The 15,212-nt window shown below is 74.9% G+C and carries 13 protein-coding genes; 4 read left to right on the forward strand and 9 right to left on the reverse strand.

Going from position 1 to position 15,212, the window contains the following annotated elements; all coding sequences use genetic code 11:
* Positions 1 to 678 (forward strand): AAA family ATPase (locus ACGF5C_RS33030; protein WP_393308062.1); only part of this gene is annotated, 678 nt, incomplete at its 5' end.
* On the forward strand, positions 675 to 2,213 hold the full coding sequence (locus tag ACGF5C_RS33035) for an ABC transporter substrate-binding protein (protein ID WP_393308064.1): 1,539 nt from the start codon (positions 675 to 677) through the stop codon (positions 2,211 to 2,213). The genes ACGF5C_RS33030 and ACGF5C_RS33035, both read left to right, overlap by 4 nt.
* A 214-nt stretch (positions 2,214 to 2,427) precedes the next feature.
* Here ACGF5C_RS33035 and ACGF5C_RS33040 read toward each other — a convergent pair whose 3' ends face one another.
* The 4 genes from ACGF5C_RS33040 to ACGF5C_RS33055 all read right to left on the reverse strand — a co-directional run bounded on the left by ACGF5C_RS33040 (position 2,428) and on the right by ACGF5C_RS33055 (position 7,300).
* Positions 2,428 to 3,798 carry an ABC1 kinase family protein gene (locus ACGF5C_RS33040; protein WP_393308066.1) on the reverse strand — a complete coding sequence of 457 codons (1,371 nt, stop codon included), beginning with the start codon at positions 3,796 to 3,798 and terminating at the stop codon, positions 2,428 to 2,430.
* Positions 3,799 to 3,833: 35 nt separating this feature from the next.
* Entirely contained in the window at positions 3,834 to 4,469 is a 636-nt protein-coding gene (locus ACGF5C_RS33045) for a hypothetical protein (protein ID WP_393308068.1), read from the reverse strand.
* Positions 4,466 to 5,359 (reverse strand): methyltransferase domain-containing protein, encoded by an 894-nt coding sequence (locus ACGF5C_RS33050; RefSeq protein WP_357464251.1) that lies wholly within the window; start codon positions 5,357 to 5,359, stop codon positions 4,466 to 4,468. The genes ACGF5C_RS33045 and ACGF5C_RS33050 overlap by 4 nt, the downstream gene beginning before the upstream one ends.
* A gap of 75 nt (positions 5,360 to 5,434) precedes the next feature.
* The gene (locus ACGF5C_RS33055; RefSeq protein ID WP_393308070.1) at positions 5,435 to 7,300 is read right to left on the reverse strand and encodes a BTAD domain-containing putative transcriptional regulator; all 1,866 of its coding nucleotides are present in this window, start codon (positions 7,298 to 7,300) and stop codon (positions 5,435 to 5,437) included.
* 287 nt (positions 7,301 to 7,587) lie between these two features.
* Between ACGF5C_RS33055 and ACGF5C_RS33060 the strand changes: the two genes are divergently transcribed.
* Positions 7,588 to 8,367, forward strand: coding sequence for an NADPH-dependent F420 reductase (locus tag ACGF5C_RS33060; RefSeq protein WP_393308072.1), 780 nt, complete (start codon positions 7,588 to 7,590; stop codon positions 8,365 to 8,367).
* Here the strand turns inward: ACGF5C_RS33060 and ACGF5C_RS33065 are convergent.
* On the reverse strand, positions 8,295 to 9,008 hold the full coding sequence (locus ACGF5C_RS33065; RefSeq protein WP_393270838.1) for a winged helix-turn-helix transcriptional regulator: 714 nt from the start codon (positions 9,006 to 9,008) through the stop codon (positions 8,295 to 8,297). The genes ACGF5C_RS33060 and ACGF5C_RS33065 overlap by 73 nt on opposite strands.
* Before the next feature lie 156 nt (positions 9,009 to 9,164).
* Here ACGF5C_RS33065 and add point away from each other — a divergent pair, with 156 nt between their 5' ends.
* A complete protein-coding gene (gene add, locus ACGF5C_RS33070) occupies positions 9,165 to 10,229 on the forward strand; it encodes an adenosine deaminase (protein WP_393308074.1) in 1,065 nt (354 codons plus the stop codon).
* Between the two features lie 10 nt (positions 10,230 to 10,239).
* Here the strand turns inward: add and ACGF5C_RS33075 are convergent, their stop codons facing one another.
* The 4 genes from ACGF5C_RS33075 to rfbD all read right to left on the reverse strand — a co-directional run bounded on the left by ACGF5C_RS33075 (position 10,240) and on the right by rfbD (position 15,088).
* Positions 10,240 to 11,154 carry a homocysteine S-methyltransferase family protein gene (locus ACGF5C_RS33075; RefSeq protein ID WP_393308076.1) on the reverse strand — a complete coding sequence of 305 codons (915 nt, stop codon included), beginning with the start codon at positions 11,152 to 11,154 and terminating at the stop codon, positions 10,240 to 10,242.
* Between the two features lie 172 nt (positions 11,155 to 11,326).
* On the reverse strand, positions 11,327 to 12,496 hold the full coding sequence (locus ACGF5C_RS33080) for an aminotransferase class V-fold PLP-dependent enzyme (protein ID WP_393308078.1): 1,170 nt from the start codon (positions 12,494 to 12,496) through the stop codon (positions 11,327 to 11,329).
* A gap of 643 nt (positions 12,497 to 13,139) precedes the next feature.
* Positions 13,140 to 14,168: a dTDP-glucose 4,6-dehydratase gene (rfbB, locus tag ACGF5C_RS33085; protein ID WP_393308080.1), complete on the reverse strand. Its 1,029-nt coding sequence runs from the start codon at positions 14,166 to 14,168 to the stop codon at positions 13,140 to 13,142.
* Positions 14,165 to 15,088 carry a dTDP-4-dehydrorhamnose reductase gene (gene rfbD, locus ACGF5C_RS33090; protein WP_393308081.1) on the reverse strand — a complete coding sequence of 308 codons (924 nt, stop codon included), beginning with the start codon at positions 15,086 to 15,088 and terminating at the stop codon, positions 14,165 to 14,167. The genes rfbB and rfbD overlap by 4 nt, the downstream gene beginning before the upstream one ends.
* Positions 15,089 to 15,212 lie beyond the last annotated feature (124 nt).

Here is a 15,212-nt window from a genome sequence, read left to right on the forward strand (position 1 = left end):
GTGCGGCGTCGGCCGTTCTCGGTGGTGCTGTTCGACGAGATCGAGAAGGCCCACCCGGACGTGTTCAACACGCTGCTGCAGATCCTGGAGGACGGTCGGCTGACCGACGGTCAGGGTCGGATCGTGGACTTCAAGAACACGGTCATCATCCTGACCACCAACCTCGGGACGCGGGACGTGGCGAAGGCGGTGTCGCTGGGCTTCCAGGCGTCGGAGGACTCGGAGTCGAACTACGACCGGATGAAGCAGAAGGTCAACGACGAGCTGAAGCAGCACTTCCGGCCGGAGTTCCTGAACCGGATCGATGACACGATCGTGTTCCACCAGCTGCGCGAGAACGAGATCCTGTCGATCGTGGACATCATGATCGCGCGGATCGAGACGCAGCTGCGGAACAAGGACATGGGTCTGGAGCTGACCGACAACGCCAAGAAGTACCTGGCGAAGAAGGGCTTCGACCCGGTCCTGGGCGCGCGGCCGCTGCGCCGCACGATCCAGCGTGATATCGAGGACAACCTGTCCGAGCGGATCCTGTTCAACGAACTGACCCCCGGCCAGATCGTCGTCATCGACTGCGAAGGCGACCCGAACAACACCGCCAAGTCCAAGCTGGTGTTCCGGGGCGGCGACAAGCCGGCGACAGGGCCGGTCCCCGACGCCGGGGCGGTGACGGCATGACCGGCGTACGCGAGCAGGAGCGCGTCACCGACACGCCCACCGGGACGGACACCCTCCGCTTCCTGGGCCCCGTCGACGGCGGGCTGCCCGACGAACCGGCCCCGGGCTGCATCGGGACCGGACAGATCCTCCGGCTGCTCACCCGGCAGCTGTTCGCGTACCCCACCGGCACGGACCCGGCTGTCCGGCCGGTGGCGGACGCCGCCGTGGAACTGCCCACGGTCGACAACGGAGGAATCAGCGCGGACGGGCGCACCTGGCGCATCCGGCTCCGGGACGGCATCCGCTGGGACGCCCAGGCCGCCCGGGAGCTGACCGCCGGCGACGTCGTCCGGGGCCTCAAGCGCACCGCCCACCCCCTCGCCCGCGCGATGCGCCCGTACCTCGGCGAGATCATCGAGGGCATGGCGGACTACTACCGGGCGTACGACGAGGCGCTGGGGCACTGGGAGGCGCACGCCCCCGCCTTCGCCCAGTTCCAGCAGTTCACCCGGATCCCGGGGCTGCGTGCCGAGGGGGACACCGTCGTCCTGCGGCTCACCGCGCCGGCCAACGACCTCGTCGACCTGCTCGCCACGGGATTCACCGCGGCGGCCCCCCGGGAGTACGACTACTACGTGCCCGAGAGCCCCGAGCTGTACCGGTGCACGCCCTCCGCCGGGCCGTACCGCATCGCCAAGCGGCTGTCCCCGGGCGGCGACCTCGTCCTGGAGCCCAACCCCCGGTGGGATCCGGGCACCGACCCGGTACGGCGGCGCACCGCGCGGCGCATCGAGGTCGTCGCGGCGGCGGACGGCCAGCCGGTCGACCCGGCGTCGGGCTTCGGGGTGCTGTCCTGGTCGGTGCCGTCGCCGGCGGCCCGGTTCGCCGGTACGGGGTGCAGCTACTACCTCGCCGCGGGCACCGGCGGGGCGGCCGAGCCCCACGCCGTACGGCATGCGCTGTCCTGGGCGCTCGACCGTGCGGCCCTCGCCGAGGCGGCCTGCGCGGCCGGCGCCGACGGCGCCGCCACCCAGCACGGCGTCCTGCAACCCGGGCATCCGGCGGCGGAACGCGGCGCCGACGACGCACCCGACGCCGGTGATCCGGAGCGGGCGAGGCGTCTGCTCGACGCCGCCGGGCTGGGGGAGGGGACCCGGCTGACCCTGGGCGTTCCCGCCGGCTCGCGGCTGGGCGCCGTGGCCGCCGCGCTGGTCGCGGTGTTGGCGCGGTACGGCATCACCCTCGCGCCGGTCCCGCTGGCCCCCTCCGGCGGGCCGGGCGTCGACGTCGTGTTGCACGAGTGGGTGCCGGCCTGGGCCGGCGACGCCGGCCGCGACCTGGTGCACCGGATGTGGCCGTCCGACGGCCGCGCCGGCGACCCGGCCGAGGTGGCCAGGGAGGCGCTGCGGGCCACGGACCCGGGCGAGGCGGCGACGCTGTGGCGTCGCTTCGACCGGCTGGCCACCGCCGACCTGCGGCTCGTGCCCCTGCTCGTGGCGGACTGGCCGCGGGCCCGGGCCGACGGTGTGGCCGCCGGGGCAGCCCGGTGGTAGGGGCCGTCGGGCCGGGCTGACCACGCCCGGCAACGTCGCGGGCCGGTCGCGGATGCGACCGGCCCGCGGCACGTCCGGCACCGGTGGGCGTGCGCCGCCCTCGGCCCGGTCCGCCGTCGGCGGGGTAGCCGGCCCGGGCCGAGGCTGCTTCGACGGGTGGGCGGTCGGGTGATGTGGGCCCTGTCGAGCTGCCCGGCTGTGGGACCGCCGGTCGTCAGCGGATGCCGAACAGCGCCCGGTTGAGCACCGGCTTCGCGGTCTCCTGGAAGTCGATGTCGGGGTCGAGCGACCGCACCGTGCCCTCCACGACGAGCAGCGACAGCAGCGGGAAGACCAGCTCCGGCGACGCGGCCACCCCGTACCGGCGTTGCAGGTCGAACAGCTCGCCGGCGAAGGCGATCAGGCTGAACTCCTTGGCCGACAGGCGGTAGCTGCGGGCCACCAGCTCCTTCACGCCCTCGGTGAAGGCCGGCACGTCCGCGTCGTCGGCGACGCCGATCGCGCTCTCCAGCACGATCGCGGCGCAGCGGTCGCCACGCCCGATCGACATGTTGAGGAAGAAGTCCGCGAAGAGCCCGCGCATCTTGTCCGACAGTTGGACGCTGAAGCCCGCGTCGAGCACCACCACCTGCCCGCTGCGGGTGAAGTAGAGGTTGCCGGGATGCAGGTCGCAGTGGACGAAGCCGTTGATGAACAGCATCTGGTAGACCACGGTCAGCGTCGACGCCGCGAACGTCCGGCGCATCGGGCGGGGGCACCGGGCACCGGTGTCGACGGCCAGGTCGGGGATGAAGTCCATCACGATGGCCGCCGGCCGGCTCGCCGCGGTGTGCACCCGGGGCACGCGTACCCGCGGGACCGCGCCCAGGTCCTCCCGCAGCCGGTCGAGGTCGCGTCCCTCGCGGCCGAGGTCGAGCTGGCCCAGTACCGACTCGCAGAGGCTGTCCACCACCTCGCGGACCGGCACGCCGCGGAACATCGGCAGCCGGGCGACCACCGAGGCGCCCCGGCGCAGCAGGCCGAGGTCGGCGGCCATCCGGGGACCGATTCCGGGCCGGCGCAGCTTCACCGCGACGGTGGCCCCGTCCGGCAGCGTCGCCCGGTAGACACAGGCGATGCTGCCGCTGGCCACCGGCGTCTCCTCGACCGAGGCGAAGACAGTGTCCAGCCGGTCCCCGTACACCTCGCGCAGCGCGGCCCGGCTCTGCGCGGCGTCCATCGGCGGCACGTCGTCCTGCAACATGGACAGCTCGTCGCAGAGCAGCGCCGGCACGACGTCACGGCGGGTGCCCAGCACCTGCGCGGCCTTGATGAACGTCGGTCCGAGCCGGGCGACCGTCCGCGCGACCTCCCGGGCGAAGCGGCGGCGGCCGGCCGGCCGGCCGTGCCGGAGCGCCGTGCCGGCGGCCGCGGCGAGCCCCGCCGCGAGCGACGCGGTCGCCACCGAACCGATGACGACCGCGCGTGCGCCCAACCCCGCCCCACCGGGTGCGAGCGGTGGACGGCGGGATCCGGAGGGCGGGGCGCCGCGCAGGGCCGCCGAACCGAGGGGGGAGAGGCCGAAGATGAACTTGGACGGAACCATCGTGCGCCTTTCTGCCGAGGGGTCAGCAGGCCGGGTCAGGCGGTCGTCGCGGACAGCCCCGGCACGTCCAGCGCCCGCAGGCGCAGGTTGGCGGCGTCGCCGTACCACAGGCGCAGGCCGTCCCAGGTCAGGCTGGTGGGTCGGCCGTCGACGTGGATCTGCAGCACGTTCCGCCCGGCGCGCAGGTCGAAGACGGTGATCGCCTCGCCGAGCCGGTCGGTGTGGGCGACGTACCGGTCCGTCACCGTCACCCCGGTGACGCCGAGCGGGGCGGGCACGGTGGCCAGGAGCCGCAGGTCCGAGGCGTGCCGGAGCTCCAGCGCGTCGGACCAGCCCAGCCAGATGCCGTCCTTGCCCGCCTCCATCCCGCAGATCGGCACGCCCGGCCGCGGGCTCGGCACGTCCCGCAGGATGTCGCCGGTCTGCGTGTCGCAGAGCCGCAGCGCCCCGTCGGTGGCGTATAGCAGGGCCCCGCCGAGCGAGGTGAGCCCGGCGACCAGGCCGGGGCAGGACAGCGTGTGCCCGGGGGCCCCGGTGCGCGGGTCGAGGCAGGTGACCTGCCCGCGGCCCTGGTCGGCGTACCAGAGTGCGTGGCCGGACCAGGTGAGGCCGGCGAGCTGGTCGGCGTCGATGGAGAGGTCGTGCACCGACGCCGCGGTGTAGATGATCATCGCTTGTCCGCCCGGTCGAGGTGACAGTCGAGGCGCCACCGGGTCACGTCCCGAGCGGCGGGACCCTCCGGACGTCGGGGGCGCACGTGCACGGTGTCGCCCGCGGCGACCCGCGTGTGCCGGAGCGGCCAGACGAAGACCGCCCAGTTGCAGCCGAGGTAGGAGGGCATGTTGGACAGTTCGATGCCCGGCGCCAGCGTGGCGGTGAAGTATCCGAGCACGGCGTGCAGCGTGCCGTCCCGCTCCAGCGGCAGGGCCAGCGGCCGGGCGGCGCGCAGGCCGGTGTCGCCGCGGCCGGTGTCCACGAGGACGGCCGGCTCGCCGAGCAGGACCGGCTCGCGGCTGAGGAAGTGCAGGTGCGCCGACGGCTCGACCAGCTCCTGGACCACGTCCAGCCGCATGCCGAGGAAGTCGTCGCTCCAGATGCCCCAGCCCTCGTCGTCGAACTGCACGGCGGCGAGCCGGGTGACCACCCGCTCGGGCACGACGACGCCGCCGGGCCGCAGGTTGCGGCGGTTGAACGTGCGCAGGATGCGGGCCATGTCCTCCTCGGGCCCGAGGTTGCCCATCAGCTCGCAGACGGTCACGTCGACCTGGCGCGGCAGCCGGGCGAGGCGCGCGTCCCCGACGACCAGGGTCACCCTGTCGTCCCAGTCGTTGGCCTTGATGATCCGGTCGGCGACGGCGGCGACCTGGGGATCGGCCTCGACGGCGTAGACGTGGGCGGCGCCGTGCCGCAGGGCCAGCGCGGTGAGCGCCAGGGTGCCGGCGCCGACGTCGGCCACCACCGTGTCCTCGTCGACCGCCGCGGCCAGCGCCCGGTCGTACGCCTCGACGCGGCGTCGGTCACCGAGCATCGCCTGGTGCATGAGCAGGTGGCGCTGGTCCATGTGCGATCTCCCGCCCCGTCGACCGGCTGATCTACTGGAGAATCATATAGCAGAAATTGACGCTTGTCCCCTGCCTCAGCGCCCCGTGTGGCAGCCGCAGGTGCAGCCGACTGCGGGGGGTTCGCCGTCCACGCCGTGCTCGTGCAGGAGCTGCCGGGCCAGGGCGTGCACCGTGCCCAGCATCCGGTAACGCCGGCCCGACGAGCTGTGCCGGACCTCCAGGACCGACTTGTCCACCAGCCGCTCCAGCAGCATCTGCACCGTACGCGGCTCGCCGGCGATCGCCTTGTCGGCGACGGCCGCCGCCTCCAGGCAGAACGCGGCCGGCATCGCGCCGAGTGCGGTGAAGCAGCGTTGCTCGGCCGGATCCAGCAGCTCGATGCTGCGGTGCACCGCGGCGTGCAGCGAGCGGTGGTGACTGGGCACGCCGCGGCGGGGTGGCTGGATCCGGCGAAGCGGGTCGTCGAGCCCGTCGACCAGCGCCTCCAGGCGCTGCGTCCGCAGGCAGGCCGCGGCGAGCTCGATGGCCAGCGGCAGCCCGTCGAGGGCCCGGCAGACCGACGCCACCGCCTCGACGTTGGACTCGGTGAGCCGGAAGCCCGGCCGCACCTGTGCCGCCCGCCGGGCGAACAACTGCAGGGCGGGCTGCGCGGCCAGATGGCCCGGCTCCGCGTCCACGCCCAGCGGCCGCACCGGGTACACCGCCTCGTAGGGCAGCCCGAGCAGCTCCCGCGAGGTCAGCAGGATGGTGATCTGCGGGCAGTTGCGCAGCACGTCGTCCGCCAGGTCGGCGGCCTCGTCGGTGACCAGTTCGGCGTTGTCGAGCACGAGCAGCAGCTTCCGGTCGTGCAGCCGGTGCACCAGCGGGTCGCAGCGGCCGGCGCCCCGGGTCGGTGGCTCGTCGACGGCGACCTCGACCGCCCGGGTCAGGTCCGGGCTGGTGCGGACGTTCGCCAGGTCGGCAACCGCCACGCCGTCGGCGAACCGCTCCCGCAGCTCCTCCGCCGCCGCCAGGCCGAGGGCCGTCTTGCCGACGCCGGCCGCCCCGGTCAGGCTCACCAGGCGGTACTCGCGCAGCAGGTCGCAGACCGCCGAGAGGTCCGCCGCCCGCCCGATCAGCTCGTCCACCACCGGTGCCGGCCCCCGCCACGGTGGTTGGTGGACGCCGGGCCGGGCGTCCAGCACCTCCCGATAGGCCGCCGTGAGCTCGGGGCCCGGGTCCACGCCCAGGTCGAGCTTGAGTCTCGTGCGTACGTCGGCGTACCGCTCGATGGCCCACGCGCGCTGGCCGATGTGGGTGAGCGCCTGGAGCACCCGGGCCTGCACCCGCTCGTTGAGCGGCTCCGCCTGGGCCAGCCGCTCGGCCAGCGGCAGGACCGCGTCCGGCCGGCGTAGCTCGAGGCCGAGCGCGACGTAGTCGAGCGCGGCGGCCAGGAACTCCTGCCGCAGCGGGCCGATGTCGTCCTGCTCGGCCAGCAGCACGGACAGGTCGCCGATCTGGGGATCCTGCCACTGGTCGACGCTCTCGCCGTACCGGGCGAACGCGCTCTCCAGCTCGCCGCTGTCCCGCAGCGCCGACGCCCGCCGGACGCCGGCGCGGAACACCTGCAGGTCGAGCTGGTCGTCGGCGACGGTCAACCGGTACCCGCCGGGCACCGACACGATGACGTTGGTCCGCTGTCGTCGAGGCGTGTCGGGCTCGACCGCGTGGCGCAATCGCGCGACGTAGGTGTGGACCAGGTTGGCGGCCCTCGTCGGTGGCTGTCCCGCCCAGAGTGCGGCGATCAGGTCGTCCAGCGGCACATGTCGTCCGGCCCGCAGGGCCAGCAGGGCGAGAGCCGCCCGCTGCTTCGGGGGGCCGAGGTCGACCTCCCTGCCGCGAATCGTCGCTCGGACGGGACCGAGGATCTGAATTCGGAGTTCGATCTCGGTCCGGTTCACACGTCCCCCAGCTGTCGTGGCGCTGTGCTCAGTGCTCCCCCACTTTAAGTGAAGAACTTCCATACTTAAAGAGGCGGAGCTGTCGCACTGGGTAGCCGGCCCGGCGTCATCCCGGCGTCAAGTGGCCGTCAAGAACGGTGCCGGAAACTTGGCTGCGGCAACCGGCGGCACCCGATCGAATCGTGTCCGGCCCAGGCCGGGCAGCTCTCGACCACGACCCGGAGCGGAGAGATGCGGACGATCGCACCCCACGGTTCGTACCCCCACCTCGCGACGCGGCCCCGCCCATGATCGTCGGCATCATCGGGCGCGGTCGGATGGGATCGGCCCTGGCCAGGGCACTTGCGGCGCACGGGGGACCGGTGCTGATCGCCGGTCGCGGCGACCCGGTACGACCGCCCGACTCCTTCGCCCCGTACCCCGGAATCCGGTCCGTCCCGACGGGCGCCGTCGTCGCCGGGGCCGACCTGGTCGTCCTGATGCTGCCGTTCGCCGCCGCCGTGGAGCTGGCCCTGGCCGGCCGGCTCGACGACGGAAGAGGGCGTACGGTCATCGATGCGACGAACCCGCCGCAGGCTGGTGTCGCCCCGCCCGCTCCCCCGGGATCCGGGGGGCGGTTGCTAGCGGAACTGTTGCCGCAGTGGCGCGTCGTCAAGGCGCTCAACACCGTGCCGGCCGGCATGCTCGACGAGCCCGTCCTCGACGGGCGCCCGGTCACCGTGCCCCTGGCCGGCGACCATCCGCCGGCCAAGGCGGAGGTGAGCGCGTTGCTGCGCCGGCTCGGGTTCGCCCCGGTGGACGTCGGCGGCATCGACCGGGCGCCGGCGCTGGAGTCGCTGGCCGACCTGTTGATGGCGATCAGCAGCCGGCACGCCCTCCGGGGCCGGCTCGGTTTCCAGGTCGCCCTCGCGGAGCCACCGGCCGCGGTGGACGGCGGGCCGTCCGGGCCCGCGCACGTCGAGCTGAGCCGCCGCGCGTCGGGCGGCGGCGAGCGTCAGCGCCGGCCGGCGCCCGCCGCGGAGAGCGCCCGCTCGCCGGCCGGCCGGCCGCCGAGGCCGAGCAGGTAGAGGCAGCGGGGGAGTGCCGCCGGCGGACCGGTGACGGAGACCGCTCCGCTGACCACGGCCTCGACCGGCTCGATCGCGCCGCTGCCGAGATCGAAGAAGGTCCGGGCGTCGGTGGCGACCCGCAGCGTGGCGTCCGCGCCGGCCGTCCCCTGCACCGTGCGGGCCTCGCCGTCGGCGACGCGGACGTGGAACACCTCGCCCTCGATGTCGAACTCGTAGACCTCGTCGGCGAGGGCCCGGGCCGGGTCGACCATGGACTCGATGGCGAGCACGGCCCAGGAGGCCCGGGTGACCGAGGCGCCCGTGCGGACGGGCTGCTCGGCGAGCAGCGTCAGCCCGAACCGGGCCAGCACCAGGACCGGCTCCCGCAGCTTCTCGCCCAGCTCGGTGAGCGCGTAGCCCGCGGTGCGCCGTTCGGCGTCCAGCGGCTCGATGATGCCGGCCTCGGTCAGGAAGGCCAGCCGGTCGGCGAGCAGGTTGGTGCCGATGCCCGGCAGGGCGTCCAGCAGGTCGCGGTAGCGGCGAGGCCGGACCAGCAGCTCGCGGATGATGAGCAGCGTCCAGCGTTCACCCACCACGTCCAGTGCGAAGGCCAGCCCGCACTGCTGGCCGTACGTCCGACGGTCCCGTTGCTCTTTCACGGCGCTCCTCGATGCCGCAGCGCGGACCCGGCCGCGCTTCTTTACTTAGACATAGTACATGACTGCCTCTTCCAGATTGCCCTCCTGCCGGCGGAAATTCCCGCGACGCCGGTACACCCCATTTTGTCCATCCGCGACCTGCATAGAATCGGCCCGGTGACGACCGCCGTACCGGCCGGGCAGGACCTCACCGACGTCCTTGCCCGCCTGCCCAAGGTCGAGCTGCACGTGCACCTCGAAGGGTCGGTGCGGCCCGGCACCCTGCTCCGGATCGCCCGCCGGCACGGCCTCGACCTCGGTCGGCTCGACGAGGCGGCGGTGGTGGAACTCTTCCGCTTCCGCGACTTCCGCCACTTCACAGATCTGTACGAACAGTGCTGCGCGGCGCTGCGCGACCCGGCCGACCTCGAACTGATCACCGAGGAACTCGCCGACGAGGCGCACCGGCAGAACGTCCGCCACCTGGAGGTGACGTTCAGCCCCGGCACGCACCGGCGGGGGGCGGGCATCCCGTTCGACGAGCAGCTCGACGCCGTGGCCCGGGGCGCCGAGCAGGCCCGCCGCCGCACCGGCGTCACCATGCGCTTCGTCGTCGACCACGTCCGGGGCGGGCCGCCGGAGGAATGCCAGCAGGTCGCCGAGTGGGCGGTGGCCGGCGCCGGCCGGGGGGTGGTGGCGCTCGGCCTCGGCGGGTTCGAGCCGCGGCGCCCGGCGTCGCTGTTCGGGGAGGCCGTCCGGTGGGCGGCGGCGTGGGGGATGCCGTTCGTGCCGCACGCGGGCGAGGCGGTGGGGCCCGAGGGCGTCTGGGACTGCCTGCCGTTCCGCCCGCCGCGCATCGGGCACGGCATCCGGGCGGTCGAGGACCCGCGGCTGGTGGCCGCGCTGCGGGACCGGGGCGTGGTCCTCGAGGTCTGCCCCACCAGCAACCTGCGTACGGGCGTGGTCTCCGAGCCGGGGGCGCACCCGCTGCGCCGGTTGTGGGACGCCGGGGTGCGGCTCACCCTCAACACCGACGATCCCAGCATGTTCCACACCGACCTGCTCGCCGAGCACCGGCTCGCCGTCGAGTGGCACGGTTTCACCGTGGCCGAACTCGCCGCCATGACGCTGATCGGGGTCGACGCCGCGCTGCTGCGCGCGACGGAGCGCGCGGCGCTGCGCGAGCGGGTGACGACCGAGCTGGCGGAGCTGGGCGTAACTGCCGCCGGCCTGCCCGCCTGAGCCCGCGCGGTCAGCCCAGGCGCGGCGCCAGGCGGGACCGCAGCGCGGCGATGTGCGCCGGGGTGGTGCCGCAGCAACCGCCGACGACACCCAGCCCGACCGGGCGCCAGGCCGCCCAGAGGTCGGCGAAGGCGTCGGGCGTCAGGCGGGGCGGGAGATAGCGGTCGACCGGGGTGGCCGGCGGCACCCCGCTGCGGTCCTCCACGTTCGGGTACGCGCCGAGCAGGCCCGGCCCCGCGGCGCGGAGCCGTCGCAACGCCCGGTCGGTGCCCGCCGGGTCGGTGCAGTTGACCAGGACCGCCGCCGCGCCGGCCGCCCGTACCGCCTCGGCCGCCGCGGCGACGTCCTCACCGGACAGCAGGCGGGCGTCGCCGGTGCAGACGAAGCTCACCCAGGCCGGCAGGCCGTGCTCGCGTACCGCCCGGGTGGCGGCGACCGCCTCCCGGACGGTGTTCATGGTCTCGACCAGCGCCAGGTCGACGCCGGCGCGGGCGAGCCGGTCGGCCAGCCAGCCGTGCTCCCGCCGCAGCACCGCAGCGCCGGGCACCAGGTCCGGCCGGTAGCAGTCCTCGACCGGAGCGACGGAGGCGGCGACGAGCACCCGCCGGCCGGCCACCGCCGGGTCGGCCGCCCGGCGGGCCAGCGCCACGGCGGTACGGACCAGACCGGCGGCCGTGGCCTCGTCCGTCCCGGCCCGGTACGCCGTCCGCAGGGTGGTGCGGAACGTGTCGGCGGTGAGCACGTCCGCTCCCGCCGCCACGTACGCGCCGTGGATGCGGGAGACGAGGCGCCGGCCCTCGGCGTCCAGCAGGCAGCGCGCCGTCCACCACGGGGCGGACACGGACCGGCCGTGCCGTTGCAACTCGGTGCCCAGCCCGCCGTCGAGGACCAGCGGCCCGGACGTCGACGCCCCCGGTACGTCCACCGGCGCCTCCCCGCCCCCGCCAGCCCGCTCGCCGTGGCCGGCTGCCCGATCGTGGCACGGTCGGCTCGGCCGGCACGACGTCCGCGCGCCGCCGGAGGGGAACTCCGCAAGCTGTGAGACAGGCGCGGCCGGGCCCCGCCGGCCACGCCGGTGCCGCAGCCGGCCGGCGGGGTCAGGCCCGGGGGGAGGCGATCGCCGCGACGCCCCCGAGCAGCGCCCGCACGTCGTCCCGCGTCGTGTAGCGCGCCACCCCCGCGCGCAGGGACTCGGGCGCGTCGGGCGACACGGCCCGCAGCGCCCGCTCCGCGCCGAAGGCGCCGTGCCCCACGGTGATCCCCTCGACGGCGAGGATCGCCGCCACCTCGGCGGCGGACCGGCCGACGACCTGGAAGGACACGATCGGTATCGGGGACCTGCCGTCCGGACGGCCGAGGACGCGCACCCCGTCGATCATCCGCAGGCCGCGGGCCAACAGGTTGGCGAGGCGTTCGCCGTGCCGGAACACGGCGGAGCGGTCCCAGCGGAGCAGCACCTCGGCCGCCACCCCCGCGGCGAGGACCGCCTCGATGCCCGGCCCGCGCGCCGCCCCCGGCCGGTCGGTGGTCCGGGCGACCACCGACCGGGGCCGCCCGTCGCGGTTCCACAGCACCCCGCACCGGGGGCCGTACCACTTGTCGGCGGAGGTGACGAAGGCGTCGCAGCCCCACGCGGCGACGTCCACGAACCGGTGCGCCGGCGCCTGCACCCCGTCCACGAAGATCCGCGCGCCGGTGGACCGCGCGGCCGCACAGATCGCCGGGATGTCCGGCGCGCTGCCGAGGACGTTGGAGCCGGCGGTGACCGCGACCCACCGGGTACGCGGGCTGAGCTGCTCGGTGACCGCGTCGACGGTCAGCTCGCCGCTCGGCGACAGGTCCGCCACCCGGACGACGGCACCCTGCCGCCGGGCGGACTCGCGCCACGGGTCCACGTTCGCGGCGTGGTCGAGAGCCGTGCACATCACCTCGTCACCGGGGCGGAGTGCGGGCACCACGGACCGGACGAACCCCTCGGTCAGGCTCGTCATGTCGGCGCCGAACGACACCGTGCCGCCCGGTGCCCCGATCAGCGTACGGAACCGGCCGGCCGCCCAGTCGAGCACCGTGCGGGACCGCGGGTGCGCGACGTCCGCGCCGGCCCGCGCGGGATAGCGGGTCATCACGTCGCGGACCGCGTGGTGCACCAGGGTGCCGGCGGGAGCGTCGAACCGCGCGGCGTCCGGCCGCAGGTCGGGGAACTGCTCCGTGACGGGCCGTGTCACCAGGGCGGTGAGGGGGAGCGCATCCAACTCGCCGAAGGTCATCTCAACGAGGGGGATCAGATCGCCGCGGCGGTCGTACGGACGCGCGCGGTGGTGCCGGTCGGCAACGGGGAACCAGGCAGAGCACGGTCCCGACAGGGCACCGGCACGGTGTCTCCTCGATGGGCGCATGTGGACATCGCGTTCGTCGCAGCTGCGTGCTATCCCAGAGTCGTACTGACGGGCCGCGGGGGACGGCTCCCCTCAGTTCGGCGAAAAATACCACATCCGGCGCGTACGGGCGAGCCCGTGGCGACGGTGAGTGAGTTCGCCCGTGGTCGTGGCCGACCACCGTGCTCGTACCCGGCGCGACCCCGCGCGGCTACGGCATGAGCCCGGGCCCACCCGGTCCGACGTCGGTCGCCGCCGGGTCGGCGTCCGCGTCGGCACCGTGGGGGTCGCCCCACCACCGCCAGAAGTCCGCGCCGGTGGCCGGCGCCCGTCCGGCGGGTGCGCGACGCCGCGGGCCCGTCCGCCCGTCCGGATCGGTGCCGGTCCACCAGGACAGATGCCGCGGGTCGACCTCGGGCACCTCGGCGCTCCCGCCGGCTCCGGCGACCCGGGGGCCCTCCGGCGGGGCTCCACCGTGACAGGCGACGGACACCATCGCGGACCTCCCGTCCGGTGTCGATCGAGGACAGCCAGGCTAACCCGCCGTCCGTCCCGGGCGGTCTCCCAGCTTGCGCAACACCGGGCGGCGCCGCAGCGGCTCCCACCAGGCGCGGTTCGCGCGGTACCAGGCGACCGTCTCGCCGAGCCCGCCGTCGAGGTCCTTGCGCGGCGCGTACCCGAGCTCGCATCTGATCTTGCTCCAGTCGACCGCGTAGCGCCGGTCGTGCCCCTTGCGGTCCTCGACGTAGCGGATCCGGTCGGGGCCGACGCCGCAGGCCGCCAGCAGGCGATCGGCCATCTCCCGGTTGGTCAGCTGGGTGCCCCCGCCGACGTTGTAGACCTCCCCGGCCCGGCCCCGCGTCCGCACCAGCTCCAGCGCCCGGACGTGGTCGTCGACGTGCAGCCAGTCGCGCACGTGCAGCCCGTCGCCGTAGAGCGGGACGTCCCCGCCGTCGAGCAGGTTCGTGATAGCCAGCGGCACCAACTTCTCCGGGTGCTGGTGCGGGCCGTAGTTGTTGGCGCAGCGCGTCACCCGCACGTCGAGCCCGTGCGTCCGGACGAAGGCCAGGGCGAGCAGGTCGCTGGCGGCCTTCGCGGCGGCGTACGGCGAACTCGGCAGGACCGGGTCCGTCTCCGGCCACGTGCCGTGCTCGATCGACCCGTACACCTCGTCGGTGGAGACGTGCACGAAGACCGCGCGGTCGCCGTGCCGTCGCCGGACCGCCTCCAGCAGCGTGTAGGTGCCGAGCGTGTTGGTGCGGACGAAGTCACCGCCGTCGGCGATGGAACGGTCCACGTGGGACTCGGCGGCGAAGTGCACGACCTGGTCGTGCTCCGCCACCAGCCGGTCCACCAGGTGGCTGTCGCAGATGTCGCCGCGGACGAAGCGGTAGGCCGGGTGGCCGGCGACGGGGCGCAGGTTGGCGAGGTTGCCCGCGTACGTCAACTTGTCCAGCACCGTGATCCGGACGCCGCCCGGTCCCGCCGGCCGCAGCAGGGTGCGGACGTAGTGCGACCCGATGAAGCCGGCGCCGCCGGTGACGAGGATCCTCGTCGCGTTCATGCCGACCTCCGTCGCGTGGGGTCTCCGCCGGCCGGCTCGGCCCGGCCCCGCTCCTCGGCCACGGCCGCCTCGATCATCCGTCGCCACGGCGGCAGCGGGCCGAGGCCGGCCCGCGCCCACCCGTCGTGCCCGAGGACGGAGATCCGTGGCCGCCGGGCGGGCCGGGCGGGCCGGGCGGCGAGCGTCCCGCTGCCCGTCGGGCGTACGCGGTCCGGGTCGAGCCCGTGCAGCGCGAAGACCGTCCGGGCGAAGCCGTACCAGGTGGTCCGGCCGGCCGCCGTGCCGTGGTAGATCCCGGCCGGCGCCCGCCCGGCGGCGGCCAGCCCGGCCAGCGTGACCAGCCGGCCGGCGAGCGCGCGCGCCCAGGTGGGCTGGCCGTGCTGGTCGTCCACGACGTCCACGAACTCCGTCTCGGCGGCCCGGCGCAGCACCGCGCGGACGAAGTTGGGGCCGTGGCGGCCGTACAGCCACCCGGTGCGGACCACGTAGCCCCCGTCGGGCAGCAGGCCGCGCACGGCCCGTTCGCCGGCGAGCTTGCTGCGGCCGTACGCGTTCAGCGGGGCCGGCGGAGCGTCCTCCGGCCACGGCACGGTGGTCTCGCCGGAGAAGACGTAGTCGCTGGACAGGTGGATCAGGAGCGCCCCGCTGCGCGCACACGCCCGGGCCAGGTTGGCCGGGCCGGCGCCGTTCACCGCGGTCGCACCGGCCTCGTCCGACTCGGCCCCGTCGACGTCGGTCCAGGCGGCGGCGTTGACGACGACGTCGTGGCCGGGCACCGCGTGCCGGACCGCGGCGGCGTCGGTGATGTCGAGCATGGCCCGGTCGAGGGTGGTGTGCCGGCCGCCGGCGAGGACCTCGCCCAACTCGCGGCCCAGCAACCCGCCCGCGCCGGTCACGAGCAGTCGTGGCGTCGGGCTCATCGCCGCCTCCGGCGCGTCATCGCCACGCCCGCGCCGTCGGCCCCGTCGTCCACGATGGATCGGTGTCCCGGCCTGCCGGTGGACGCCGAGCCGGTTTTCCGATTCGCTGGCTCGACGGCCGGCC

The organism is Micromonospora sp. NPDC047620 (genome assembly GCF_043205005.1).
GTDB lineage: Bacteria > Actinomycetota > Actinomycetes > Mycobacteriales > Micromonosporaceae > Micromonospora.

What these genes read in the sequence shown, in the direction of transcription:
- ACGF5C_RS33035 (WP_393308064.1), top strand. Translation starts at nt 675, where the DNA reads ATGACCGGCGTACGCGAGCAGGAGCGCGTCACCGACACGCCCACCGGG.
- ACGF5C_RS33040 (WP_393308066.1), bottom strand. Translation starts at nt 3,798, where the DNA reads ATGGTTCCGTCCAAGTTCATCTTCGGCCTCTCCCCCCTCGGTTCGGCG.
- ACGF5C_RS33045 (WP_393308068.1), bottom strand. Translation starts at nt 4,469, where the DNA reads ATGATCATCTACACCGCGGCGTCGGTGCACGACCTCTCCATCGACGCC.
- ACGF5C_RS33050 (WP_357464251.1), bottom strand. Translation starts at nt 5,359, where the DNA reads ATGGACCAGCGCCACCTGCTCATGCACCAGGCGATGCTCGGTGACCGA.
- ACGF5C_RS33060 (WP_393308072.1), top strand. Translation starts at nt 7,588, where the DNA reads ATGATCGTCGGCATCATCGGGCGCGGTCGGATGGGATCGGCCCTGGCC.
- ACGF5C_RS33080 (WP_393308078.1), bottom strand. Translation starts at nt 12,496, where the DNA reads ATGACCTTCGGCGAGTTGGATGCGCTCCCCCTCACCGCCCTGGTGACA.
- rfbB (WP_393308080.1), bottom strand. Translation starts at nt 14,168, where the DNA reads ATGAACGCGACGAGGATCCTCGTCACCGGCGGCGCCGGCTTCATCGGG.
- rfbD (WP_393308081.1), bottom strand. Translation starts at nt 15,088, where the DNA reads ATGAGCCCGACGCCACGACTGCTCGTGACCGGCGCGGGCGGGTTGCTG.